At 44.9% G+C, this 24,983-nt stretch carries 18 protein-coding genes; 4 read left to right on the forward strand and 14 right to left on the reverse strand.

Annotated features, from left to right (window positions below):
- Positions 1–67: 67 nt before the first annotated feature.
- From F0364_RS07960 to glgB, 5 genes are all read right to left on the reverse strand, one after another.
- Positions 68–1,606 (reverse strand): ADP-ribosylglycohydrolase family protein, encoded by a 1,539-nt coding sequence (locus F0364_RS07960; RefSeq protein ID WP_153797239.1) that lies wholly within the window; start codon positions 1,604–1,606, stop codon positions 68–70.
- Between the two features lie 223 nt (positions 1,607–1,829).
- Positions 1,830–2,678 (reverse strand): fumarylacetoacetate hydrolase family protein, encoded by an 849-nt coding sequence (locus tag F0364_RS07965; RefSeq protein WP_153797240.1) that lies wholly within the window; start codon positions 2,676–2,678, stop codon positions 1,830–1,832.
- A 322-nt stretch (positions 2,679–3,000) separates the two neighbouring features.
- The gene (locus F0364_RS07970) at positions 3,001–4,239 is read right to left on the reverse strand and encodes a DUF6786 family protein (protein ID WP_153797241.1); all 1,239 of its coding nucleotides are present in this window, start codon (positions 4,237–4,239) and stop codon (positions 3,001–3,003) included.
- Between the two features lie 310 nt (positions 4,240–4,549).
- The gene (locus tag F0364_RS07975; RefSeq protein WP_153797242.1) at positions 4,550–5,713 is read right to left on the reverse strand and encodes a glycoside hydrolase family 172 protein; all 1,164 of its coding nucleotides are present in this window, start codon (positions 5,711–5,713) and stop codon (positions 4,550–4,552) included.
- A 246-nt stretch (positions 5,714–5,959) separates the two neighbouring features.
- Positions 5,960–8,002, reverse strand: coding sequence for a 1,4-alpha-glucan branching protein GlgB (glgB, locus tag F0364_RS07980; protein ID WP_153797243.1), 2,043 nt, complete (start codon positions 8,000–8,002; stop codon positions 5,960–5,962).
- A gap of 629 nt (positions 8,003–8,631) precedes the next feature.
- On the opposite strand from glgB, the gene F0364_RS07985 reads away from it, so the two are divergent.
- The gene (locus F0364_RS07985) at positions 8,632–11,433 is read left to right on the forward strand and encodes an outer membrane beta-barrel protein (RefSeq protein ID WP_153797244.1); all 2,802 of its coding nucleotides are present in this window, start codon (positions 8,632–8,634) and stop codon (positions 11,431–11,433) included.
- Between the two features lie 14 nt (positions 11,434–11,447).
- Entirely contained in the window at positions 11,448–12,203 is a 756-nt protein-coding gene (locus F0364_RS07990; RefSeq protein ID WP_153797245.1) for a GLPGLI family protein, read from the forward strand.
- A 109-nt stretch (positions 12,204–12,312) separates the two neighbouring features.
- On the opposite strand, the gene F0364_RS07995 is transcribed toward F0364_RS07990, so the two are convergent.
- The gene (locus tag F0364_RS07995; RefSeq protein WP_153797246.1) at positions 12,313–14,424 is read right to left on the reverse strand and encodes a M48 family metallopeptidase; all 2,112 of its coding nucleotides are present in this window, start codon (positions 14,422–14,424) and stop codon (positions 12,313–12,315) included.
- A 315-nt stretch (positions 14,425–14,739) separates the two neighbouring features.
- Positions 14,740–16,815: a tetratricopeptide repeat-containing sensor histidine kinase gene (locus F0364_RS08000; RefSeq protein ID WP_153797247.1), complete on the reverse strand. Its 2,076-nt coding sequence runs from the start codon at positions 16,813–16,815 to the stop codon at positions 14,740–14,742.
- Positions 16,816–17,352: 537 nt separating this feature from the next.
- On the opposite strand from F0364_RS08000, the gene F0364_RS08005 reads away from it, so the two are divergent.
- The gene (locus tag F0364_RS08005; RefSeq protein ID WP_153797248.1) at positions 17,353–17,991 is read left to right on the forward strand and encodes an NAD(P)H-dependent oxidoreductase; all 639 of its coding nucleotides are present in this window, start codon (positions 17,353–17,355) and stop codon (positions 17,989–17,991) included.
- Between the two features lie 65 nt (positions 17,992–18,056).
- Here F0364_RS08005 and F0364_RS08010 read toward each other — a convergent pair whose 3' ends face one another.
- Complete coding sequence (locus F0364_RS08010; RefSeq protein ID WP_153797249.1) at positions 18,057–19,196, reverse strand: PepSY-associated TM helix domain-containing protein; 1,140 nt, start codon at positions 19,194–19,196, stop codon at positions 18,057–18,059.
- A gap of 179 nt (positions 19,197–19,375) precedes the next feature.
- Positions 19,376–19,759, reverse strand: coding sequence for an iron chaperone (locus F0364_RS08015; RefSeq protein ID WP_153797250.1), 384 nt, complete (start codon positions 19,757–19,759; stop codon positions 19,376–19,378).
- A gap of 190 nt (positions 19,760–19,949) precedes the next feature.
- Between F0364_RS08015 and F0364_RS08020 the strand changes: the two genes are divergently transcribed.
- The gene (locus F0364_RS08020; protein WP_153797251.1) at positions 19,950–20,444 is read left to right on the forward strand and encodes a hypothetical protein; all 495 of its coding nucleotides are present in this window, start codon (positions 19,950–19,952) and stop codon (positions 20,442–20,444) included.
- A 5-nt stretch (positions 20,445–20,449) separates the two neighbouring features.
- Here the strand turns inward: F0364_RS08020 and F0364_RS08025 are convergent, their stop codons facing one another.
- The 5 genes from F0364_RS08025 to F0364_RS08045 form a co-directional block, all read right to left on the reverse strand.
- Positions 20,450–21,238 (reverse strand): SDR family oxidoreductase, encoded by a 789-nt coding sequence (locus F0364_RS08025; protein ID WP_153797252.1) that lies wholly within the window; start codon positions 21,236–21,238, stop codon positions 20,450–20,452.
- A gap of 166 nt (positions 21,239–21,404) precedes the next feature.
- Positions 21,405–22,478 (reverse strand): class II fructose-bisphosphate aldolase, encoded by a 1,074-nt coding sequence (gene fbaA, locus F0364_RS08030; RefSeq protein ID WP_153797253.1) that lies wholly within the window; start codon positions 22,476–22,478, stop codon positions 21,405–21,407.
- A gap of 298 nt (positions 22,479–22,776) precedes the next feature.
- A complete protein-coding gene (locus F0364_RS08035; protein WP_153797254.1) occupies positions 22,777–23,460 on the reverse strand; it encodes an HAD family hydrolase in 684 nt (227 codons plus the stop codon).
- Positions 23,461–23,678: 218 nt separating this feature from the next.
- Positions 23,679–23,957, reverse strand: coding sequence for a hypothetical protein (locus F0364_RS08040; RefSeq protein WP_153797255.1), 279 nt, complete (start codon positions 23,955–23,957; stop codon positions 23,679–23,681).
- 85 nt (positions 23,958–24,042) lie between these two features.
- Positions 24,043–24,975 (reverse strand): glycoside hydrolase family 43 protein, encoded by a 933-nt coding sequence (locus tag F0364_RS08045; RefSeq protein ID WP_153797256.1) that lies wholly within the window; start codon positions 24,973–24,975, stop codon positions 24,043–24,045.
- Positions 24,976–24,983: the final 8 nt, after the last annotated feature.

A 24,983-nucleotide genomic window follows, 5' to 3' on the forward strand; every position in this document is an offset into this window, starting at 1 on the left:
AAAAACTAAAAAATTGAGCAGAGTTTTTTTTAATGAAGATGCCTGACAAATAACAGGGAAGCGCCCACTACCGCCCCAAGTTAGCTTCCAGCCCGTTTACGGGCTTATCTGAGTACACTAACACGTGGCCGGCACGCAATTGTTCGGTATCAGAACTGTTCAATATTTTTAACTGTACGGCGTGTTTTCCTTTGGGCAAATCATACATCCAGCACAGTTCGTAGCGGCGGGTGGTGTAAGCAGCGGGTAATTTTGGAGATTCCACCAGTTTCCCATCTATATACAATTCCGTATTAAACACAAAGGCGGTGGTACTGGCCCATTTGGCTGTTTCGCCACGCAATACAAAGCCGGTTCCTTCAAATTCAAAGCTGATTTCGTTCTTAGCACCGTTCCATACCACCGGAATTTTATTAACCGGGTACACGCCGTCAAAACTCTTCTCAAATCTTACGGCTACCGGTTGCTGCGCCTTAATGGTGATGTTCTCTCCGTTGATGGTTCCGCCATTGCGTTCTATATTTTGCAGGGCATGTTTAAAGCCAATGTCGTACACATCTTCCAGGCTCATGGTGGTGTATTTAAAGTCTATGCCTTCGGCTTCTTTTAAGCCCTGTTTCCAATAAGCGGGTATTTTATCGTAGCCCAATATGGTGCCTAATATGCCGCCGGATGATGACGGGTTACAGTCCGCATCCTGGCCGCACCGGGTAGTTATTTCAAGGGTTTGTGTAAAATCTCCTTTGCCGTACAGCAGGCCGATAACCACGTAAGCGGCGTTTACATTGGCATCTATGTTAAAAGGTGCAAACACGCCTTCAGGGCAGCCAATGTCATTGGCGTATTTTTTTTGCACTTCCATCCATGTTTGTTTCCAATCTGCCGGGTATTTCCTGTGCCAGCCGATAACATCACTGATGCATTGGTAAAACAAGCTTTGGCGGGGCACTGTTTTCAGCGCCTCGTTAACTATATAATTTATATCGCTGCTGGTAAATGCCAACGCGTACATGGCACCCACATATACGCCGCCGTACCAGCCATCGCCGTAGTTCATTATATGGCCAATTTTGTCGCTTATGGCAGAAGCTGTATTGGGCATAGCCGGACTCATTAAACCGGCAAAATCGCTTTCTATCTGGTAGTCTATACAATCGGCATGCGGGTTGTTTTTCCAGTGGCCGCTTTCCGGCGCTTTAATGCCATGCAGAATGTTGTAGCGCCCGGCCTGGTTGGCATGCCATAATGCATAACCTGCATTGGCAAAGGCGTTGGCAAAAGAATCTACCGGCGCATCCAGGCCATATTTTTCAAATACGTCTACAAAAGTCAGGTCCATGTATAGGTCGTCGTACAGGCCGGGGGTATTCAGCATTGTTTTTTTCAGGTAGCCATCATACCATAACAAGGGTTGATAATCGCCGATAAACGTTCCCTGAAAACCAAACTCATAAGGGCCGCCGAAAGTAACACCAATGGTTTGCCCGGCCCAGCCACCCATGATTTTATTTTTCAGTTGCTGTTTGGTTAGGGTTATTGCTTTGCCGGTTTGCGCGGCAATACCGGTGGCAAAGCAAAGCAATACGTAAAAAAGGACATTTTTCATCGGGAGAAGTTTATAGCGATTTACTGATCTATTTGGATACCAGCCACGGTTTTTTATGGCGGCTTCGTTGCGTCGCAATCCGTTCATCGTTCTGTTTTTCATGGCGACTTTTCAGCCCGGGTAGAGCATACCGAACAAGGAACAAGGAATGTTGAATAATGAAGTGGAATGCCCATTCACTACTCACCACTCACTAAACAAGCAACATGGAACGTTGAACAAACTAACTTTTATACGCCACTACATTGGTTAATGTGCCGATGCCCTCTATAGAAATACTCACTTCATCGCCGGGCTCTAAAGTAAAATGATCCGGCGGAACAATGCCCGTGCCGGTCATCAAAAAGCAGCCGGTATCGAAGTTGGTTTCGCGGAAAAGATAGGCGGCCAACTCTTTAAATTCCCGTTTTATTTTGTTTACCTGTATGCTGCCGTTGAACATTTCCTTTCCACCCCGGGTTATTACAAGCGTGATGGTTGTATCGGTTGGCAGAGGCTCCTGCGGTACATACAAACAAGGGCCCAGCGCAGCGCTGCGTTCGTAAGTTTTGGCCTGAGGCAGGTACAAAGGGTTTTCGCCTTCAATGCTCCTGGAGCTCATATCATTACCAACCGTATAGCCCTGTATACTGCCGCTGGAGTTCATGTATAAGGTAAGCTCCGGCTCCGGAACATTCCAGGTGGAGTCTTTGCGGATGTACACTTCCTGGCCCGGGCCCGCAACACGTTGCGGGGTTGATTTAAAGAACAACTCCGGCCTTTCGGCATCATACACACGTTCGTAAAAATCCCCGCCTCCCGCATCTTTCGATTCTTCCATACGGGCATTGCGGCTGCGCAGGTATGTTACGCCGGAAGCCCATACCTCCTGGCTGCCAACAGGCGGCAGCAGGTATTGTTCTGTAAGTTCTTTAAACTCCTGTTCTGTTATAGCCGCTGACTCTTTCGATAAATCAGTTAAATGCCCAAAGAGGTCGGTTTGATTGATAAGCAAATCCCAGTTCTTATCCAGCAGGTAGTAGCTATTGTTATTTTCTAAGATGATGCCTTTTGTTGTTTTGTACAGGTGCATGTTATTATAAGTTTGTTGATGATAAGAAACGAATATCGAACAAGAAACAGTAATGAATATCGAACAAGGAACAAGGAATATTAAATGGCGAAGTGAAATACCCCCACTCACTATTCACCACTCATCACTCACCAAATGAATATCGAACAAGGAACAAGGAATATTGAATGACGAAACGGAATGCCCCCACTCACCATTGACTATTCACCATTCACCATTCACCATTCACCAAACGAATATCGAACAAGGAACAAGGAATATTGAATGGCGAAGCGGAATGCCCCCACTCACCACTCACTATTCACCACTCACCATTTACCACTCACTTCCTCACTTCATCCAGTTCTACCCCCAGTACCTGCTTTACGAGTTGCTTCAGCGAGGCATAATCGCCCTGCAGGTGAACTGTAGCCTGGCGGTATTCCTGCACTTCTCCCGCCTTCAGTTCTGATGCCGCTGAAGATGATTCTATTTCATAAAAAGGGCCCATTTGTGTACCATCTTCAAGAGGGCCATCGTTGTAAGCATTTACCGCGTCGCCTTTATAAGGCTCTTTCTGCAACTCCCACTTGCTGTTTACATAACTGCCCTTTTTATCAACCGGAAAAAGGATTAAGGTAAGCACATTCTTTTTAAAATCATAACTGCCGGCAATGCCCTTGGCTATTACAGGAGAAAGGCCAAGCTTGCTGCGCTTTTTGCCATCCGCGGTAAAATACAATACGCTGTCCTTCACCTTTAACCTGTCTGGCGGAATAGTGCCGAAATAGTTGTCGGTAATATAAGAACGTGCATTGGCAACCCCGTTGAACGGAATGATAACCATTGTTTCTTCTGTTGGCGTTAACATGGCCAGCAGCCAGATAGATAACAGGCCTTTGTCTTTCTTCCAATCGGCGGCGCCTGCATTCTTTACTTTGTTTACAGTTTCATAACCTACGGCATTAACATTACCGGGAAGCGTAACCCCCAGTTTTTGCGCTATGGCATCTTTACCCAGCAGGCTTACAGTTCTTTCAATAGCCAGGTTAAATTCAGTTCCGCTCCAATTGGTGATGGTGGCTTCTTTTTTGAATACAGCATGGCTGTCATCCGCTTCGGCTACATCGTAAGCAACGGTATCAATAATGGCAGGCACCTGCCAGTTAGCAAAGTTAAAAGAGTCTTTACCCTTAAAGTAAATGGAGTATTGGCCACCTTCAGGGCCCAGCCAAAAACGCTCTTCGCCCCCAACAGGGTTAAACTGTTTTTTCTTTTCAGGTGCTTCTATCAGGCTGTAATTAAGCCAGCCATAGCTGGCGCCACTATCGCCAGTGGCGGTGCTGGTCATAACCCGGCCCTGGTAATCGGCAGACAGCAACACTTTTGCATTACCATCCTTGTCTTTTAACTCCAGTATTTTGTTGTTATGCTTTTGCAGAAAGGCTGCATCGTAAGCGTAACTGCCTTTTGGCGCCGCGGAACTGTCTGACGGATTTGTTTCTTTGTTGTTACCGTTACCACAAGCAATAAGAGATACCATGTAGCATACACCGGTAATTTTTACAAGCATACTTTTCATATAGCTGCAGTTGTTCGTTTGTTCAATGTTTGTTTGTTCAATGTTCAATGTTTGCTTGTTTTGTACGATACAAGTACTTCGTACTTCGTAAATCGTACTTGACCTAAGCCTGCCTGCAAAAAAACAACGTGTTACACCTTGCGCCAGGGATTGAAGCGGATACCCCGCTGAAGGCCCTGTGCAAGGGCCTTGTGGCGGAGTATGAGCGGAAAGCCCGGTGCCTTCGGCAGGCGCCATAAATATGTATGATGTTAGATGTACGATGTTAGATGTATGATGTATTTCCGAACCGGAATTTAACAACAAAAGCTTAATTCACTTCAAGCTTATCTTTTGCTGGAATTTTAGGGAATGCGCCATGCGGTTCGCTCTGGTACCAGAAAGAAACGGAAGCAATATCATCCTGCAACGGCAGGTAACGGCCTTCGCTTCTCCAGCCCAGCGCCTGTATGGTTACCTTGAGATTCTTTTCGAACCGGATGGGGTCTGTAATATGCCAGCGGTACATGCCAAAACGTTGGGCAATCTGGTAGTGCCCATCCCCTTTTATTACCTGGTGAAAACCGGTGTATGGCCCGGTAAACTCAGTATAGTTTACCTCTTCTACGCCGTACTGGTTTTTACTTCTTGTATCAAAGTCGTAAGAGCCGCATATATAGTCTTCGGTGCCTGTGCCGCAGATGGTAGGAAACTCGGTATCTCCATCCATAAAGAACTTAATCTCCCCTTCGCCCCACCAGCCATTGTTGTGTACGCCCCAGGCCAGGTAAGTACCCACATAATGCCCCTTGCCCTGTATGCTGTCAACCAGTACATAGTCTGTTTTGTATGGCAACGGGTTTACCCTTCTGAACTGTGCGTGAAAGTAAGCTGCATCATCCGGCACGCTGGTAAGGGTATAATCTACCTGGTAGTAGAGCACCATATCGTGCTCGTCAATATTCTCCATGGTAATGCGGCATTTTTTGCGGAAGGGCATTGCCCAGTAACAGTTGAAAGCGCTGCCCGGGTTTACCGTTACCGCCAGTGACTGCAGCGAAGCATACTTGCCCCAGCCGCTGCAAAAGAAGTCCCCCACAGGCGCTTCAACAGAGGGAGTTGTTTCATCGTCCCAATAAAAGCGGATGATAGAATAACGCCAGTTGCCGGTAGGCGTCATCCATATATGCTGAATGGCTCCTGGGCCTTCAATTTCAGCAATAGTATAAGTTGTTTTGGCTTTAATGACTACACTTGGGCTCACTTTCCATTTCTGGCCAAGGTCCCGGGATGCCCTTTCGCCGGTGCCGGTAGTGGCCATGCCCCCTTTTCCTTTTTCGCCCTTAAAATTTTCAGGGCTGATAGAACGTGTTTTTGCATCGGAGAGGCGGTATAAATTACCGAGGTTAACATCCAGGCCACTGAACTTTTGTTGGGCATTTACGGCAAAGCAAACTAGCAAGGCAATACAAATCGCTGAAACATGTTTTTGCATAAGTAGTGTTTTATTGCATGTGGTTAATAAGAGATTATTGCAAGCATTTTTAGGCAGAAAGTTATAAGGCGGAAGGCCATGATTTACCCTTAGCCCTCCCACCGCTGAAAATTATTTATTCTTCACTATATACCTGCAATATTTCTTAATTTATTGACAAAACAATACCCAACTCTGCCAATAAAGTACCAGAAAAACAAAAGCCGGCATTTTTGATGCCGGCTTGTATGTAATATAGAAGATACCTTAACGCAACACTACCGCACTAAGCGCAGGCAAGTGTACTTTCAGCTTGTAGCATTGGGTTGGTTCATCTACCAGTTCGCTGTTTACATCGGGGTTGTACACGTCGCCGGTTCCCCAGAAATCTTTATCGTTGCTGTTAAACACTTCTTTCCATGTTTGCTTGCCGTGTACATACACTTCCCAATCCCGGCGCACAACGGGTGTCATGTTCAGTATAACCAGCACATCGTCCTGTGGGTTATTGCCTTTACGCTTGAAAGTGATGACAGATTCACTGCGCCTGCTTAAGTCGCCCCATTCAAAGCCCCCCTGTTCAAACTGTTTTTCATATAAAGCCGGCTCCGACTTATACAGTTCATTTAATTTTTGGATGCAGTACTTCATACCACCATGACTTACATACTGCAGCAACTCCCATTGCAGTTCGCTCTTGTAATTCCATTCGTTGGTGGCGGCAAATTCATCGCCCATAAACAGCAGTTTGCCGCCGGGATGCGTAAACATATAAGTGTATAACAGGCGCAGGTTGGCAAACTTTTGCCACTCATCGCCCGGCATTTTATACAGCATGGGGCTTTTGCCATGCACCACTTCATCATGGCTAAGCGGCAGCATAAAGTTTTCGTTGTAGAAATACATCATACTGAACGAAAACTTATCCTGGTGAAACTGCCGGTACACAGGGTCTAACTTAAAATAATCAAGCGTATCGTGCATCCAGCCCATCATCCATTTCATGCCAAAGCCCAGGCCGCCTTCAAACGTGGGCCTGCTTGTTTGCGGCCAATCTGTAGATTCTTCAGCGATGGTTTGTATATCCGGGAAATCACGGAAAAGTGTTTCATTCAAATCCTTTACAAAGGCTATGGCTTCCAGGTTACCGTTGCCGCCATGTATATTGGGTTCCCACTGGCCTTCGTTACGGCTGTAGTCCAGCCGCAGCATGGAGCTTACCGCATCAACCCTGATGCCGTCAATATGAAACCTGTCGCACCAGAACCTGGCACTGCTGATAAGAAAGCTTTTTACTTCGCCACGTGCATAGTTAAAGATATAGCTGTTCCAGTCAGGGTGGTAACCTTTGCGCATGTCAGCATACTCGTAAGTATGGGTACCGTCGAACATAAAGAGGCCATGGGAATCGTAGGGAAAATGCGAAGGCACCCAGTCAAGTATAACCCCTATGCCGGCATTGTGAAAGGCATCTATCATAGCGGCAAAATCCTGCGGGCTGCCAAAGCGGGAAGTAGGTGCAAAATACCCTGTGCCCTGGTAACCCCAACTGCCATCAAAAGGGTGTTCCATAACGGGCATCAGTTCCACATGCGTAAAGCCCATTTCTTTTACGTAAGGTACCAGGCGTTCTGTTATCTGGGCGTAGGTATTGTAACGCTCTTCATCGTTTTTGTCAGGCCGCATCCAGCTTGCAAGGTGCACTTCGTAAACGCTCCAGGGAGCATTAAGTGCATTATGCTTTTTTCGTTGCTGCATCCATGTAGCATCCTGCCAGTCGTGATAAGTACCCCAGGTTATGCAGGCTGTTAAAGGCCTCATTTCCCACAAGTGGGCAAAGGGGTCGCCCTTATCCAGTTGAATGCCCGCAAAGCCATGAATATGGTATTTGTATGCTTCACCGGCCAGCAGGTTGGGTATAAAACCTTCCCAAATGCCGGAGTTATCCATACGTACATTAAGCGGGTGCGCAGTATTATTCCAGTCATTAAAATTGCCGATTACATTTACCTGTGTAGCGTTCGGCGCCCATACGGCAAAATAAGTACCCGGCGTATCCAGCACTTCTATTTGTTTGTTGCCAAATAACTCGTACAGTTTATAATGCGTACCACTTTGAAAGTTGCGGACATCTTCCTCCGTGAAAAGAGAATAACCCCAAACGGGCTTTGTACTGTCAACAAAGTGAATGTCCTCGTATTTTTTTTGCACAGGTTTGTTTTTAGTTGATGATTTAATTGCATAGGCCCCCGCATCAGCAGTAACGCCTTTCTTTGTTTTTTCCTGCGCAGCAGGTGTTTTGGATGGCATAGCTTTACCGTTTAGACTTATTAGAAACCATTAACGTAAAATTAGGAAGGTTACAATTGGTTTGCACAATAATTTATGCATTTTCACGTAAATATGCCACCGTACCGGAAATGTGTTGAATGGCTCGCATAAACCCTGTCGTAACTATCCCAGCTTTTTAGGACAAACTGCTAAATCAAAGTAATATAGAATAAAGATTGCTGCTTTTGAAAGAAAGCGTGTAATGCTTTGTGCTTGCTGATGCACAGTGGGGAGTAGAGAACAAGGCGTACAAGTGTTCCAATCTTGCTGCTTCGACACGCAAGATTGCTCAACCAAAGCCCGATAGTAGCAACGAACGGCCAGTACCAAATAAAAAATGAATTTGATCAAGGGTTCATGGCTATTCGTCAGAAAATGAAATAAAGAAAAAATGATTCTAACATCTTTGGTTTACAAAGAAATTATGAGCCAAGCAGAAAATACGAATGAGCATAGTTGCGCAATTATGCTGCTTAGACACGCAAAATTGGAAACGAACAAACAAAATTCCTTTAACGAAAATTTATAACTAAAAAATTAGTTATAACAACCGGAAATATGGATTTTGCAGCCGGTTGTATCTTAAACACTTAACCGAAACCAACCTCATGAAGAAACTAATTGCGTTTACATGGGCAATACTGTGCATAAGTTGCCTGGCAATGGGGCAAAGCGCTTCCATAAAAGGGGCGGTAACAGACAGTATTAACAAGAAAGACCTGCAAAACACAGTTGTTTCGCTGTTACAGGCAAAAGATTCCATTCTTTATAAATTTACCCGCACCAACAACAAGGGCGCATTCGAGCTTAAAAACCTGAAGGCCGGCGATTATGTACTGTTGGTATCTTACCCCGAGTACGCTGACTATGTTGATAAGCTTACCCTTGACAGCACCAGCTCCATTGATTTAAAAACATTGTTCCTTACATCCCGCGCCAACCTGCTGAAAGAAGTAATCGTAAAATCGCAGGTGAGCGCCATAAAAATTAAGGGCGACACTACAGAATATACAGCCGACAGTTTTAAGGTGGAAGCCAATGCATCTGTTGAAGACCTGCTGAAAAAATTGCCGGGCATACAGGTTGATAAAAACGGGCAAATAACAGCGCAGGGCGAAAAGGTACCCAAGGTACTGGTGGATGGTGAAGAATTTTTTGGTGACGACCCAACCCTGGTAACACAAAACCTGCGTGCCGATATGGTAGATAAAGTGCAGGTTTTTGACAAGAAAAGCGACCAGGCCAACTTTACAGGCATAGATGATGGCGAACGAACGAAAACCATAAACCTTAAACTAAAGGACAACAAAAAGAATGGATACTTCGGTAAAATAAACGCCAACCAGGGAACGGAAGGCTACCACGATTACCAGGCCATGATCAATATGTTTAAGAACAAACAAAAGTTTGCCGCCTACGGTATTGTTTCCAATACAGGAACATCTGGCCTTAACTGGCAGGACAGGGATAGTTATGGGCAAAGTTTTGCCTCATCCGTAGAGTACGATGAAACCAACGGTTGGTTTATGTTTAACGGCAGCGGCGATGATGAACTGGATTCCTGGGATGGGCGCTACAATGGCCGTGGTTACCCATCTGTAAAAACAGGTGGCATGCATTACAACAACAAATGGAATGAAGACAAACAGTCTGTAAACGCCAACTACAAATTCATGAACCTGGATGTTAACGGGCAAACGGATATCAAATCCCAATACATCCTGCCAGACAGCACATCGCAATACAATAACCAGCAGCAATTTTTTACCAATGAAGCCATGCGACATGCAGCCAATGGCAATTATGAAATACAGATTGATTCCTCTTCTTCGATAAAAGTGATAGCAGATGGCGGCCTTACCAACAAAAAAACCAACAGCCGCTATCTCTCCCAGATGTATGATAAAGACAGTGCCATGATTAATAACAGTATCAGAGACATCTCCAACGAATCTGATGCCCGCACTTTTAACAGTAATATTCTCTGGCGCAAGAAACTAAAGAAAAAAGGAAGAACACTTTCGCTTAACCTGAGTGAGCAATACAGCATGACAACTTCTGACGGTTACCTGAAAGCACAGAATGATTTTTACAAAACCGGAAGCATTACCGAAACGCAGCTTACCGATCAATACAAAAATTCAAAATCAGAGAATCTTTCTTTTGACACCAAGCTTACTTATTCCGAACCCTTGTCAAAGGTATCGTCCCTGGTGTTTAACTATGGCATTGTGGTAAACAACAGCTCCAGCGAACGCAACTCTTTCAACAAAGCCAGCGACGGCAAATACACCCAACTTGACAGCCTATTCAGTAACGATTACAAGTTTGATGTATTCACCCACCGTACAGGCCTTAGCTATAGCTTTTTTGAAAAGAAAATTAAGTTTAACCTGGGCTCCAACGTTGGTTTTACAGATTTTAAACAAACCGATGTACATGCAGACAGCTCCATAACAAGAAACTTTGTTAACTGGTTTCCCAATGCCAACTTCAATTACCAGTTTACGCAATACAGGCGCCTGTCATTACGGTACAATGGAAGCACCCAGCAACCAAGCATTCAACAGATACAACCAGTACGCTCTAATGAAGACCCCCTGAACATTTCCATTGGCAACCCCGACCTTAAACCAGCTTTTCGCAATAACATCTGGATGAGCTTTAATGACTTTAAAGTATTGAGTGAAAGAGGTATCTGGACAAGCCTGAGCTACAATTTTACGCAAAACGCTATCAGCAGCAGGGATTATGTTGATTCGCTGGGCCGCAGGGTTTACCAATCTGTTAACCTGGATGGCAACAGCTCCTGGAATGGCTACCTGGATTATAACTTTAAAATAAAGAAAATAAATACCAGGCTGGGTTTCAACGGCAACTTCAACAGTTCCAAATACTCAAGTATTGTTAATGACGCACTTAACGTTACAAGAAGCAACACCTACCGCATGGGTATTTGGATAAGCAATGAGAAAGAAAAGAAATATAGCTTTAACATCAACGCGGGTGCTGCTTATACCAACAGCAAATCCTCCGTTCAAAAGAACCTGGAAACCAAATACTGGACCTTTGATGTAAACCCCAACTTGGATATATACCTGCCGCTAAAGTTCCAGGTGCATACTGATGCCAATATGAACTTCAGGCAAAAGACCAGCGTATTTGATAACAATACCAATGTGGTATTGCTGAATGCCTGGGTTGGCAAGAAGTTCCTGAAAAAAGATGCCCTTTTGGTTAAGGTTTCCGGCCAGGACATCCTTAACCGTAACCTGGGTGTTGACAGGTCGCAGAGCAGCAACTTCATTTCTCAAACAACTTATACCACTATACGCCGTTACTTCCTGCTTTCCGCGGTATGGAACTTTACCAAAGCCGGCGGTGCAGGCGCCCCATCCAACGGAAACTAATTAAACAGTTAAACATGCAAAAGATATTCACTTACCTGTTTCTATCATGCGTTTTGCTGGCAAGCATTACTACCCATGCCCAAAATGCCATCTTCCTGTCCGAAGGCAGGATTGAATTTGAAAGAAGGATAAACTTATACGCCCAGTTAGAAGATGAGGACAACAACGATACCGACTGGAAAGAATTGATGAAGAAAACAATGCCCAAGTTTAAAACCACCTACTTCGACCTGAATTTTAAAGACGGCAAAACCCTGTACCGGCCGGGCCGCGAAAACACAGACAATAACCGCCTGTGGCAGCAACCGGCGGAAGACAATATTGTATTCAACAACCTGGAAACCTACCAGAGCACCACGCTGAAAAATGTGTACGACCAGGCTTTTCTTGTGCAGGATACCACCCGAAAAATAAAATGGAAGATTACCGAAGAAACCAGGAATATTGCCGGGTTTACCTGCCGCCGCGCCAATGGTATAGTGATGGATTCCCTTTACATCGTTGCCTTTTATACAGATGCCATTACTACCTCCGGCGGGCCTGAATGTTTTACAGGCCTGCCCGGCATGATAATGGGTGTGGCAATACCCCGCGAACATATTACCTGGTTTGCTACAAAAGTGTACACCGAAGTTATTACAGACGCCAAACTTAACCCGCCGGCCAAAGGCAAAAAAACTACCAATCAATCCCTGTTAACAACATTAAAAGACAGGATGAAAGACTGGGGCAAATGGGGTGAGCGTTACATTAAAGCAATTATGTTGTAAAATATTTATGGGCCCGGCAGAAGAATAAGCAGGAGGCTTTACTTGCGTCGCACTCTTGTACGCCTTTATCGCTATGCAGCTTTTCCCACCATGTATAACATGAACGCTGTCAGGCTACATTATGCAGAGAGTTCTGTGACAGAGCATTGTAATATGCCAGTTGCGCTTCAAGCATTTTCTTATATGCAGCAAACTTATAATCATACAATACACCCGCAACTTCTACTGTAATCTGCCGCAGCTTGTTTAATTCATCATTCTGAAATTCATTTGCCATAAAGTAATGATAGAACTTTTCGAGAAACACCTGTACATCATTATGTAAATCACTATGCTGTTCTTTATTGATAATACCCTCTTCCATCAACTCCTTCAATCTTGCCTTCAGGCGAAGCTCATGTTTATTTTTAAGCTCGCTTATCAGCCCGTTTATTTGTTCTAGCTGCAACTGGCCATAATAAAAAGGTTGGATGCAGTTAATAACCGCGTTAGCGTCGGTAATATATGCCTGGTACTTTTCTGATGCCTGGTTAAACGATGCGTAATCTGCTTTAACCTGTACATTATACCCGTAAAAAAAGCAATATGCCTGTTTATCCGCCTGTTGAAGTTCTTGCTTCTGGCTGGTTATTTCCTGTTCCAGTTGGGCAATCACCTGGTCGCAGTCGGTTGCTGAAAATTTTTGTCCGTCAAAATCAAAACTATTCACATCAATCTGCTTTTCTTTAATGGCTTTCACTATCTGCAAATCCCGTTCATTGTTGTTAATAAAAGAGTTTAATGCAGCCTTTTCAGTTGTAAACAATTGCTCTAACGAAGGCAACGACCTGGTGTTCATAGCGTCATCCACTTCCAAATCTTTTAACTCAACAAAACGGCTATCATAATAGCCGTTGTACACTTCCGGCAGGCGGTACAGCTCATTTTTGTTTTCATACCACTCGGCATAAGCGCCGCTGTCCATTTTCTCCATCGCCTCTCCGTTTTTAATATTCCGGTAAAGGTTTTGGGTTAGCTGCTCCTGCAGCTGCATTGTATTGTTAAACACCACCCAGGCCGAAGTTTCGTCGGGCAGTACCTGTATATCAAGTTTGTCAAGATGCGCTTTTCTCTCGGCCAACTCCGGATGGCTGGCCCACTGGTCTTTGTAATTTATCCTTGACTTGGAAAATGAATGCACAAACTCAAACGATACTTCCGGCAGTCCTTGCCTAACCGGAAGTTTATACCTGTTGGCCATATTGCGAAAAACTGCCAACTGGTTATCAAAAATGTTAGCTGAACAACGCTTTTGTTTCAACAGTTCATCAGCATTGTCAACCGCGGTATTATAGCAGCCTGCCGCGACTTCTATCCTGCTTAAGCCACTTATAACATTATTACCGCCTGCAACGCTGGCGGCTACAGCATCGGCATGAAATTCCATTTCACGGCTAAGGCTCATATAGTTCTTATTGATCAATTTATACATTTGCCTTAGTATGTACTGTATACCCTCAGCTATTTTAATGGTTATGGCGGCAAAAAAACTTAATACACCATCAATGCTGGCCCAACTGTTTAGAAAAGTACCATACCCTGTATTTTCATACAGCATATTGTAAATAATGCGGTTTACATTGTAAGTAAAGCTTCCCAGCTTCATGCTTCGCTGGCTAAAATGACCAAATTCATGAGCAATAACGGCTTTAAGCTCGCTGATGTTAATGCTGTTCACTAATCCAAAACCTATTTCCAGGTTTTTACGAACAGGAAAAAACATGCTCCAGAAACTGGAATTATAAAAAACGCAGGCATTTACATCGGGAGATACAAATATCTTTTTGGGAAAAGCGGTATTCGTTTCCTTGCTAAGTTGTCTTATAAAGGCAAAAAGTTCAGGCTGTTCCTGTTCGGTAATCTGCACCCTGTTAGGGTTTTCGTTTTTTGAAACAGAGAAAATAAATTTTATAAGAAAAAAGATGACTGATACGCCAACCGCCATTAATCCCAGGCCAGCCAAAAGAGTGATTAGTTTGGGCATAGCCGCAATTATCAATACCCCCAGGTAGCAGCAGCCAACAGCCAACAACACCGCCCCCACAACCAGTAACAGGTACACAGCAAAAAACCATACAATGGAAACAATAACTTTTGCAACCTGCTTTTTAAAAGCGGCAGAGGGCTGCAGTTTTTCAGGAAGTACATTTTGGGGCGTAGGAGGGTACGCAAAGTTTTGCATGTTGTTTGGGTTTAGGATACAATTTTAATAAAAAAACAAACCCTGGGAAATAGGTTAAATCAATTTTAATTGCCCTTAGCCAGGCAATCACACATGTTTAATCATCAAAATCATTAAATTTTTTCTTGCTGACAACCACATACAACCATTAATCGTTATAACAAGTGGATTTAACGGGGTTTATTTGAACGGGGCGGGTAGTAAAGTACCCGCTCTGTTAGTTTAGCTAATGGCATAACTGGCTGGTATACTGCGCTATCAGCAGCTTGTTGCACTTTGGGGTGAGGGATTGTAGCGGCTACCCGGTGAGAAAAATTAACTGGCAGAAAAATTGATGGGCAGGGAAACGAAAAAAATGGTACCGCAGCCGTTGTTATTTTCAAACCATATTTTTCCATTGTGGGCTTCAATAATCTGCCGGGTAATGTACAGGCCCAGCCCAAACGAAGGCTCGCCCTGGGTACCTTTTCTTTTTGCTGTAAGGGTCATATTAAAAATCTCTTCCTTCAGCTCCGTGGGTATGCCAATGCCATGGTCTTCTACCGCCACCATAATATGTGCCCCATCCTCTTTCATTCTTATAGTAATGGTTTCCTGTGCAGGACTAAATTTTACAGCGTTGGCAATAAGGTTACTGAATACCCTCCAGAGTTTCTCCCTGTCTGCATGTATGCTTGCCTGAACAGGATAAAACTCAAGCTGCTGTTTCTTTTCCGCTGCTTTTGGCTGCAACTGTTTTACACAATAATCCAGCAGGTGGTCAAGCTCTACAGGCACTTTTTCTATGTCTTTAACAGAGGCATTTGTTTGCAGCAGGTCGTCAATAAGGGAAAGGGCATCAGTACCGCTTTTTTGCATGATGCGCACCATTTCTTTTTTCTCGTTTTCGCTAAGCCATTCGTTAACCTGCATTTCAGCAAAGTTAAGCATGGCGCTAACGGGGTTACGCAGGTCATGCGCAATTACCTTCATCATGCGGGTATTTTCATACTGGCTTTTTTCAAGTGCCTCAAGCGCTTTCTGCATTTGCCCGTTACGGGTATTTATTTCTTTGTTAAGGCCTATTAACTGGGATACATTGCGGCGGGACTGACGGTACAACCGCCATACAAGTACGGTAATGATAACCGCCATTAACAGGCAGATGATAATGATGTATAAATACAGCTTTTGTGTTTGCTCTTTTTCTTTGGCCAATACCAGTTCCTGCGTACGTTCCAGGTACTGCAACTGTTTACGTATGTCCTGCTCAGGGCTTGGCTTTGATGCGGAGGTAACTGAATCATTTAAGCTTAGGTATTGCAGAATATCTCCGTAAGCATTTTTATAATCGCCCTGCTGCGCCAGGGCAGCGGCCCGCAAACGCAGGTACCTTTCACGGTGCTGTACACTGCCATTAACACTATCCAGCCATACCTTCATGTTTCCGATTACCTGTTGCGCTTTTTTTGGTTCAGACCTTTTTAAATAAAAACCAGCCAGCCGTTCCCTGGTGTATTGGGCATCTTCTTCTGCACGGTTTGGCTTACTGGTTAGCGCTATGCTTTCTTTCAACACACGTTCTGCAGCGGTATCGTTGCCCATATCCATCAACAGCTTGCCCATATTGCCATACACTACACCTTTGGCTGTTTCAATATAATCCGTGCGGTCTGTAAAAACCAAAGCATGTTTGTTGATAAAATCAAAGGCCAGGTTATAATAGTGCAGGGCGCTGTCTTTAATACCAGCATTGCTGTAACAAAGGCCTATATCATCCAGGTGCATTTGTTTGTAAACAAACCTTATAAAAGGGTCTTTCTCTTTGTCCATTTCAGCAAACGCCTGGTGAAAAACGGGTATTGCCTCCCTGTAATTCCGCTGCTTGTATAATTCGTATGCCAGCCTTGAGTAATAACCAACAGATGATGGCAACCCCTTCATTTTCCTGCTTACAATATCTTTTGCCTGGTAGTATAATGCAAATGCGGCTTCGTACCTGTTAAGGGCCATCAACGCATCGCCTTTAAAAAAGAGGGCTTTAACATAATCGCCGGTGTATTGCCCGTTTATGTACGGCTCATGTATTATAAACAACATACTGTCAGCGTACAGGGTAGCGCTGTCGTAGTCCCTCTCTATGGTAAAATAGTAATCCCTTATTTTGTCGTACTTGCGGTAAATATCACCCCGGCCGGGCTTAAAACGTTGGTACGATGTATCCAGGTAATGCATCATGGCGCCCCGCCTGAAACCGGAGACTTTAGACAATACGGAATCTACAATAACCGGGTTATCGGGCACGGTTTTGCTGCCATTGTTACAAGCCATTAAAAAAAAGAAAACCAGGTGCAGGGATACTGCTGAAGCTGTTTTGGTGGATTTACAAAAATAAAACAGGCCTATAGCCATTACGGGAGTTTTATTAACCGGCAAATGTAGTTTAATTAGCCAGACGAACACCGGCCTGCTCTTTTAATTTTACCGTAATGTACAGTGGCCAACAGCATAATTACAAGGCAATTTTTTTTACCGGATTACAAGAAGTGTCTCCCCCAAAAAACACCAATGCCCATTTGTAACAGTCCCATACAGAGCATGGCTATGCCTTTTGATGGCCATTTATAAAACCTTTCCGCGAAAGCAGCCGCGTGTTGCACTTTCGGGTGAGGGATTGCAGCGGTTACCCCGCTGAGGCCATCGCAGCCCGGCTTTGTGGCGGAGTAATAGCGGAAAGCCCGGCCCGAGGTACGAGGGACACCCCCTAAAAAAATTCTACCACAGTATAACGCAGCAACCCAGCCATGCAGCGATGGGGATTGCAGCAAAAACCGGAACGGCATAATACCCGCCCGTTTAAAGCATGCGAAGCTTTTTTTACCCATGTGGCCTCATTAACATTTTAGGGTTATTATTGCACCCAGGTATGTTTAATAGCTAACCAGTACTATGGCAAAAATTCTTATACAGTTTGCCCACCCGGCATTTGGCAAATCAAAGGTTCACAAAACGCTGGTTAAATACAGCCGCGGCCTGCAGGGCGTAACCTTTAACGACCTGTATGAGCTTTATCCTGACCTTCATATTGATGTGGCAAGAGAGAAAAACCTTTTGCTGCAGCATGATATTATTGTACTGCAGCACCCATTTTACTGGTACAGCGGACCCGCCATTATTAAGCAGTGGCTTGACCTGGTGCTGGAATACAACTGGGCATACGGGCCTGGCGGTAATGTATTGGAAGGGAAAAAAATGATGAGCGCCATTTCCTGCGGGGGAAGTATAAATGCTTATACACAGGGCGGTTACAACCGTTATCCTGTAACAGACTTTCTGTTACCCTTTAAACAAACAGCTTACCTGTGCAAAATGAACTGGCTTCCGCCATTTGTAATACATAGTACATACCGCCAAAAAGCCGGCGGGCTTGAAGCACTTGCCAGCCAGTACACAGACATTTTAACAGCGCTGGTAAACGAACAAATAGCGCCGGAACAATATAACCAGGCAACTTATATAAATGATATTGAGCTTGCCATAGCAGATGCCGGAGCGGTTAACATTACTGAAGGAAAAACCGAAAACTGAAGAAGGACTGGAAGAGCCGGCGGAGAAATGCACGGCGTTTAGTCTATACTTCCAATACAACAGGGTTAGCCTTTTTGACCTTTTTTTGCAGGCCTGTCTTTCTTTTTTTTACCCCACCATAAAACAAAACCGGTAACAGGCAGGCTGGCAGCAATAAGGCTTGCGCAGAAAGCAAGTATTTTACCGGGCAGGCCCAATATAGCGCCTACATGCACATCATAATTCATGCGCATTATTTTATCGGCTACGGTGGCATCTTTAAAGCTGCCATACGCATGCTTAACCGGTATTTCTTTAAGGGTGTATTGGTCGTAAAAATGATAGTCAGCTTTCCAGTAAGTAGATGCATCCGGGTTAATGGCAGCTTCAATGCTGGATGAGTCGGTTTCGGGGAAATGCATATCAATGATGGCAGCCGTGGGGTTTTCCGCACTTACTTTTTGCCAAATGGCATCTACCGGCGAAGCAGCAACAGCTTGTGATTTTTTAGTTTTGTCAGAGAGGCTTTCCGCAAACTCCACCTGTGCCTTACCGCCGGATGTTACCCAGTACACAGATTTGGCAAACCACTGAAAACCCCAAACCAACCCGGTAAGAGCGATAAAAATCACAATCCACGTCATATAAAAACCCAGCACATTGTGCAGGTCGTAATTAACCCTGCGCCATTTGGCATTCCACTTAATTGTAAAGCGTTGCTTGCGGGCTGCCTTATTTTTAGGCCACCACAAAATAAGGCCGGTAATAATCATGACAACGAATATCAATGTAGCCGAAGCCACAATTGGCTGACCTATAGCTGGCGGCAGCCACAGGTAAAAGTGGCCCATTAATACTACCCTGAAGAACTCGGTGTTCATATTCTGCAGATTAAGCACCTGTCCACTGTAAGGGTTTATGTGTATAAGGTAATAGTACTCAGGGTCTGCATTATAAAAAGCAGCTACCGCAGCTTTGTTTTTGTCGCCGTAAGATATGCTGTGCAGTTTTTTATCCGGCAGTTGTGCCAACGCTATTTTCTTAAGCTCGGTAGGAGGTAAAAAGGGTTTGCTCTCTTGTTGCACATACTGGTAAGGCTCGGTAAAATGCTTTATTTCTCTTTCAAAAGCCAGTATGCAGCCCGTTATCCCAAGGAACAATACGATAAGCCCGGACGCAAGACCTAACCAAAGGTGCGCCTTAAGTATTATTTTTTTAAAATTCATGCAATGCTTAGTAAGTGCTAATTTGATGAAGCCAGGTTATACGTATGCTTACGCAGTACCGGGGTTATGCCAGCATTGCAAATGTGTGCCGCAGAAGTGGTAATGATTTATAAAATCAGGAAAAACTTTTACGTAAAGCGGAATGGGGTATGTTTGGTTAAACCTTAAAAAGCTTTTGTTCAGTTTTTCTTTTTGGCTTTGGTAACCGCCATAGCCGCATTTTCCTTCACCCTGAACTTTACAATTTTTGTTACCAGGGCGAGGGGCAAGGGCTCATTTAATGGAAATTGAACGGAACCTTTGGCGCTTTTGTAGCGGGATAACTCTTTTTTAAAAGCTTCAATGCCAGAGGGTGTAGGGTAAAAGCCGATGTGGTTTTCGTAGCAGGCAAAGTAAACCAGCATCCCCCTCAGTTTATAAGCCGGCATTTGATAACTGATCGTTTCTTCAGCCCCCGGCGCAGCAGCTTTAATAGTTTGGCGCAACTGCTGCAGCAGCAACTGTATACCAGGAGAAAAACCGGCTATATATTCATCCACGTTGGCTACCTGTACTTTTTGCATAAGGGTAACCTGTTTATTTCATTTAACAGGCAGGCTAAGATAATTTTCTTCCTCCTTAAATGCAAGCGTGTATCTGCTTTCCGGCTGTACAAGCTAACATAAGCTGATGAAAGCCTTAATGCATGCTGTTTGTCATCATAAAAACAGAGCCACTACTCACCTACCTTACCTTAAACAAAATACGCATTGTATGAAAGGTCTTGAAAATCCAACTTACCTTTTGTTACTGATTATTTCTAACGTTGCCGCATTGCTAATGATTGTATTGGCTGTTAAGTGGCCGCGCATTTCCCGGATGGTATTGGCCACTCTTTTTGGCTGGGCATGCTATATAAACTGGAAAACATCGCAACTAACACCACAGGTATACCTTGAGTACGGCAATCTTGCATGGACACCCTTTTACCGCGAATTTATTAATGGCTGGTTTGCCGGCAATATAAAGCTTGCCGTAGGCGGTATAGCTACCTGCCAGGGATTGATAGCGCTGGGCCTGCTGGCGGGTGGCCGCCTGCTAAAGATTGCCGGCACGGGCGCCATACTATTTCTGCTGGCTATAATACCCCTTGGCGTAGGCTCCGGGTTTCCCGCTACACTGCTGATGGCCATTGCTATGCTGGTTACTTTAAGGAAGGCAAAAACACCCCTTATCAGCAAACGTTTACAACCAGTTGCCCCAAACTGAACAAATTACAAACTGCCCAGCCTGCCCCCATCTACTGGCAGGTTTATGCCATTAATAAAAGCCGCTGCAGGCGAACACAAGAAAGCCACCGCGGCGGCAAACTCTTCCGGCTCGCCCAGCCTTCCCGCAGGTACGGTGGACAATGTTTTCCGCAACACCTCATCCACAGAGGTATCATTGGCCTGTGCCTGCCTGCCAAAAAGATAATCCAGCCTGGCTGTTTTGGTAAAACCGGGCAACACATTGTTTACGGTTATGCCACAGGGGCCTAATTCGTTAGCCAGCGTTTTGGCCCAGTTGGCCACGGCGGCACGCACGGTGTTGGATATGCCCAAACCTGCAGTTGGTTGCTTGGCCGAAACGGAAGTAACGTTTACAATACGGCCAAACCCTGCCGCTTTCATCCCCGGCACTATGGCCTGCGCTAAAAGGTGCGCTGTTATCAGCAGCGACCGGAAGGATTTTTCCAGTTCTTCCGCTGCTGTATCAATCAAAGGCCCGGAAGGCGGGCCGCCGGAGTTGTTTACCAGTATGTGTATGGTATTGCCGCCGGCCAGGTATTGTTTAACGGTATGCTGTAATTGATAAGGCTGCCCGCTATCAGCAACAAGGCAAGTGTGTTGCTGCTGCTGCGATGCATCAAGCGATTGCAGCACTGTCTTTAATTTTTCTTCATTTCTTGCCAGCACAATTACATTGGCGCCGTTAAGGGCAAGCTCTTTTGCCGTAGCTGCGCCCAGCCCTTGCGATGCACCGCATACCAGCGCTGTTTTTCCGGTTAAGCTTAGGTTCATAAGATTATTTTTTATGGTACAGACTGAAGTTCTTCATGGGGACTTCCGTTGTGTCACTCACTTGTACGTCCGGTTTTTCATGGCGGCATTTAAGCGGGTACCATTAAGCACAAAGAGAAGCCCGGGGCTTCTCTTTGTGCTTATAACAATTCTATTTTCAAACAAGCTACTTGTTCTTGCCAATACAGTTCAGATCTTTAAAAGCCTCTTCCAAACGTTTTACAAAATTGTCTTCTCCTTTGCGAAGCCATACACGTGGATCGTAGTATTTTTTGTTGGGTTTTTCCTCGCCTTCGGGGTTACCTAACTGGGTTTGCAGGTAAGCTTCATTCTTTTTGTAATAGTTCAGCACACCTTCCCAAAAAGCCCATTGCATATCGGTGTCAATATTCATTTTAATAACACCATAATCCAGTGTTTCGTTAATCTGCTCTTTTGCAGAGCCGCTGCCACCGTGAAACACAAAATACAATGGTTTAGATCCTTCAGGCAGGCCTAATTTTTCAGATACATAAATCTGGCTGTTCTTTAAAATTTCAGGGCGCAGTACCACGTTACCCGGGCTGTAAACACCATGCACATTACCAAAAGAAGCAGCAATGGTAAACCTTGAGCCTGTTTTGGCCAACGCTTCGTAGGTTTCAAACACATCCTGCGGCTGCGTGTACAGCTTGGAGTTTTCCACATCAGAGTTATCCACGCCGTCTTCTTCACCACCCGTAACACCCAGTTCCACTTCAATGCTCATGCCCAACGCATTGATGCGCTTAAAATATTCCGCGGATATTTCAATGTTTTCGTGCAGGGGCTCTTCACTAAGGTCGAGCATGTGAGAGCTGAAGAGAGGCTGGCCGTTTTTGGCTTTATATTCTTCGCCGGCTGTAAGCAGGCCGTCAATCCAGGGCAGCCATTTTTTAGCTGCATGGTCTGTATGCAGCACCACCGGCACACCATAATATTTTGCCACATTGTGCACATGCAGCGCACCGCTTACAGCACCGGCAATATTGGCCTGCAATTTATCGTTGGGCATGCCCTTTCCGGCATAGAACTGGGCGCCGCCATTGCTGAACTGTATGATAACGGGAGATTCTACTTTTGCCGCTGTTTCCAGCACCGCGTTAACAGAGTCTGTACCTATTACGTTTACGGCGGGCATTGCGAATTTATTTTCTTTCGCGTCTTTATATAATGCTTCTAACTCATCGCCGAAAAGTACTCCGGCACTGTATTTAGCCATGTTTGTATTATTTTTTGGGTGATTAATTCCAGAAGCGCTAAGATACATGTTTGAACGGACTTGCCAAAGGCAGCAGTAACAGGTTTGGGTTATAAAGTAGGGAGTAACTTTTTGTAATTTTTTCTTTGTAAGCAACTACCTGCAAAAGCAGCGTGCTGCACCTTTGGGTGAGGGATTGAAGCGGTTACCCCGCTGAAGGTCCTGTGCAGGGGGCCTTGTGCCGGAGTATGAGCGGAAAGCCCGACCCCTTGCGATAGCTTGGGGGCACCCCCTTATACTTATTAAACTAAAAAAACAATTAGCCGGCAACAGCAACCGGCGGCTGTACCATTTCGGTAAAATCATTAATAATCATATCCGCCTCTGTAAGTTTATCGCGGCTGTTGGTGGTGGTTAGCGCTATAACCTTCATACCTGCGGCCTTGGCAGAACGTATGCCGGCCAAAGCATCTTCAAACACGAGGCAATTTTGTGAATCAACGCCAAGGCGGGCAGCGGTTTTTATGTAAATCTCCGGGTCTGGCTTACCCCTGTCAATATCACCCGCATCTACAACAGTATCAAAATAAGCTGCAACATCAATATACTTAAACATAAACTCTACATTTTCCTTAATGGCAGATGTGGCAATGGCCATGGGTACACCGGCTGCCTTTAATGCCTGCAGCAAAGGTTGCAAACCGGTAACCGGCTGTATATAAGGCACATACAATTGCCTGTAAATGCTTTCTTTTTCAGCGGCATATTGCAGGTTTTCAGCTTTACTGAGTGTGTTGTTGTACAGGTAAGCTATGGCCTCCCTGGTGGCATGGCCGTTAATGCGTTGCTTATAAGCTTCTTCTGTTAGCTGTATCCCTTTGTTTTGCAGGAATTTTCCCCAGGCCTGCAGGTGAAAGCGGTGGTTATCAATCATAGTACCATCCATATCAAAGATAACAGCGCAACAGTTGAGCCGCTGTAACAGATGCTGAAGATAGGCCATGAGGCAGTGGTTATTTGTTGGTTAGATAGTATGGGGCTGGCGCCCCTGCGTGAAAATAAGGCAAAGAATATATGCGTGAAAATTTAATGCCGGGTACGCCTCAAATTTTAATTTTATGAATATGAAGACATACCTGCGTTACCAGTAATTAAATAAACACAGGTACGTACAAGACAGGTTTACGTTTAGGATAATCGGCCCGGGCAGAAGCATAGCCATTACTCCACACTCTCGCCCCATAAACGGCCAATCGCTTCGCTGGAGACATGGGAAAATTTAACGCTGGCTTTGTTTAAAGCGATAAAATCCTTTGCCGAAAGTTTTCTGGAATTATCAAAGCTATACAGGAGATCGTAGCCTTCGCCACGTATCACCATATCCACCTGCAGCAGCTTTGCTGTTTGCCCGGTGTTCTTTTTATAAAGAAGAGGTTTATTCAGGTATGCCTTGCTGTCTGTTTCAATGGAGGCAGCTTCTTCAAAAGTCAGGTATTTCATGCAGGAGTTTCTGAGCGTAAAAATAGGTAAAAGTTGGTATCAAGCTTTGCCCGCCGCAGATTTAATAGTTAACGCCCTATTCGTATCATTGCATTAGTTTTTGCAGCTCTGCAAAAGACACTTTAAGTACAGTGCCATGCCGCAGCCCTTTGGGGAAACTGACTTTATCAGACTCATCCTGCCAGTGCAGCAAATCTGTTGATGTTACCGCGCCGTAGGCATGTTGTGTGTACTTATCGAAATACACTATCCATTTCCCCTGCCATTTTACAGCGGTTGGCCCCTCGGCCCAATAGTTACCGGTAATAGGTTTTGAGGCCTGTCCATAGCCGGCAGTTAACTGTGTACTGGTAGCCATGCGGATGTTTTTTTCTGGCACAGGCTTTAGCGTTTCGTTCTTGAGAAACATGATGTACCGTTGCCCTTCCTTATGAATAGAGGCATCAATAACATTAAAACCCTTATCGTACAAAACAGCCGCACGGGAAAAGGTTTTAAAATCTTTTGTAGTAACATAATACATGCGGTGGTTGTATTTGCTATCGCCGGCAGTATCACTTTCAGGAAACCTGCCGGGTATGGTAGTGGCCCAGTAAATCATGTATTCGCTATTGGCTGCATCGTAAAAAATCTCTGGCGCCCAGCAATTAAGCGCATCGTTTTCGTGCGCCATAACGGGTATATCCTGCTGCGGGCTCCAGTTAACCAAATCTTTCGAGCTTGCATAACCGATGCTTTTCTCATTCCAGCTTACCGTCCACACCATGTGAAAAAGGCCATCTCCACCCCTTATAATGCAAGGGTCACGCATTAACTTATCCACTCCTGCCGTTGGCGTTAAAAAAGAGCTACCGCCTTTCAGCGCTTGCCAGCTATAGCCATCCTTGCTCCAGGCAAAGTGTAGGCCATCTTCACCATTGTTGATGAAATAAGAAAACAGTAATGCAGAATCCTGGCGCTGTCCATAACCGTAACAGGCAACACAACACAGCACAAAAGACAAGAATATTTTTTTCATTACAGCAT

Origin of the sequence: Foetidibacter luteolus (assembly GCF_009650435.1) — a bacterium.
GTDB classification, from domain to species: Bacteria; Bacteroidota; Bacteroidia; order Chitinophagales; family Chitinophagaceae; genus Foetidibacter; species Foetidibacter luteolus.

Coding starts and splice junctions, on each gene's coding strand:
- F0364_RS07960 (WP_153797239.1), bottom strand. CDS start 1,606: ATGAAAAATGTCCTTTTTTACGTATTGCTTTGCTTTGCCACCGGTATT.
- F0364_RS07965 (WP_153797240.1), bottom strand. CDS start 2,678: ATGCACCTGTACAAAACAACAAAAGGCATCATCTTAGAAAATAACAAT.
- F0364_RS07970 (WP_153797241.1), bottom strand. CDS start 4,239: ATGAAAAGTATGCTTGTAAAAATTACCGGTGTATGCTACATGGTATCT.
- F0364_RS07975 (WP_153797242.1), bottom strand. CDS start 5,713: ATGCAAAAACATGTTTCAGCGATTTGTATTGCCTTGCTAGTTTGCTTT.
- glgB (WP_153797243.1), bottom strand. CDS start 8,002: ATGCCATCCAAAACACCTGCTGCGCAGGAAAAAACAAAGAAAGGCGTT.
- F0364_RS07985 (WP_153797244.1), top strand. CDS start 8,632: ATGAAGAAACTAATTGCGTTTACATGGGCAATACTGTGCATAAGTTGC.
- F0364_RS07990 (WP_153797245.1), top strand. CDS start 11,448: ATGCAAAAGATATTCACTTACCTGTTTCTATCATGCGTTTTGCTGGCA.
- F0364_RS07995 (WP_153797246.1), bottom strand. CDS start 14,424: ATGCAAAACTTTGCGTACCCTCCTACGCCCCAAAATGTACTTCCTGAA.
- F0364_RS08000 (WP_153797247.1), bottom strand. CDS start 16,815: ATGGCTATAGGCCTGTTTTATTTTTGTAAATCCACCAAAACAGCTTCA.
- F0364_RS08005 (WP_153797248.1), top strand. CDS start 17,353: ATGGCAAAAATTCTTATACAGTTTGCCCACCCGGCATTTGGCAAATCA.
- F0364_RS08010 (WP_153797249.1), bottom strand. CDS start 19,196: ATGAATTTTAAAAAAATAATACTTAAGGCGCACCTTTGGTTAGGTCTT.
- F0364_RS08015 (WP_153797250.1), bottom strand. CDS start 19,759: ATGCAAAAAGTACAGGTAGCCAACGTGGATGAATATATAGCCGGTTTT.
- F0364_RS08020 (WP_153797251.1), top strand. CDS start 19,950: ATGAAAGGTCTTGAAAATCCAACTTACCTTTTGTTACTGATTATTTCT.
- F0364_RS08025 (WP_153797252.1), bottom strand. CDS start 21,238: ATGAACCTAAGCTTAACCGGAAAAACAGCGCTGGTATGCGGTGCATCG.
- fbaA (WP_153797253.1), bottom strand. CDS start 22,478: ATGGCTAAATACAGTGCCGGAGTACTTTTCGGCGATGAGTTAGAAGCA.
- F0364_RS08035 (WP_153797254.1), bottom strand. CDS start 23,460: ATGGCCTATCTTCAGCATCTGTTACAGCGGCTCAACTGTTGCGCTGTT.
- F0364_RS08040 (WP_153797255.1), bottom strand. CDS start 23,957: ATGAAATACCTGACTTTTGAAGAAGCTGCCTCCATTGAAACAGACAGC.
- F0364_RS08045 (WP_153797256.1), bottom strand. CDS start 24,975: ATGAAAAAAATATTCTTGTCTTTTGTGCTGTGTTGTGTTGCCTGTTAC.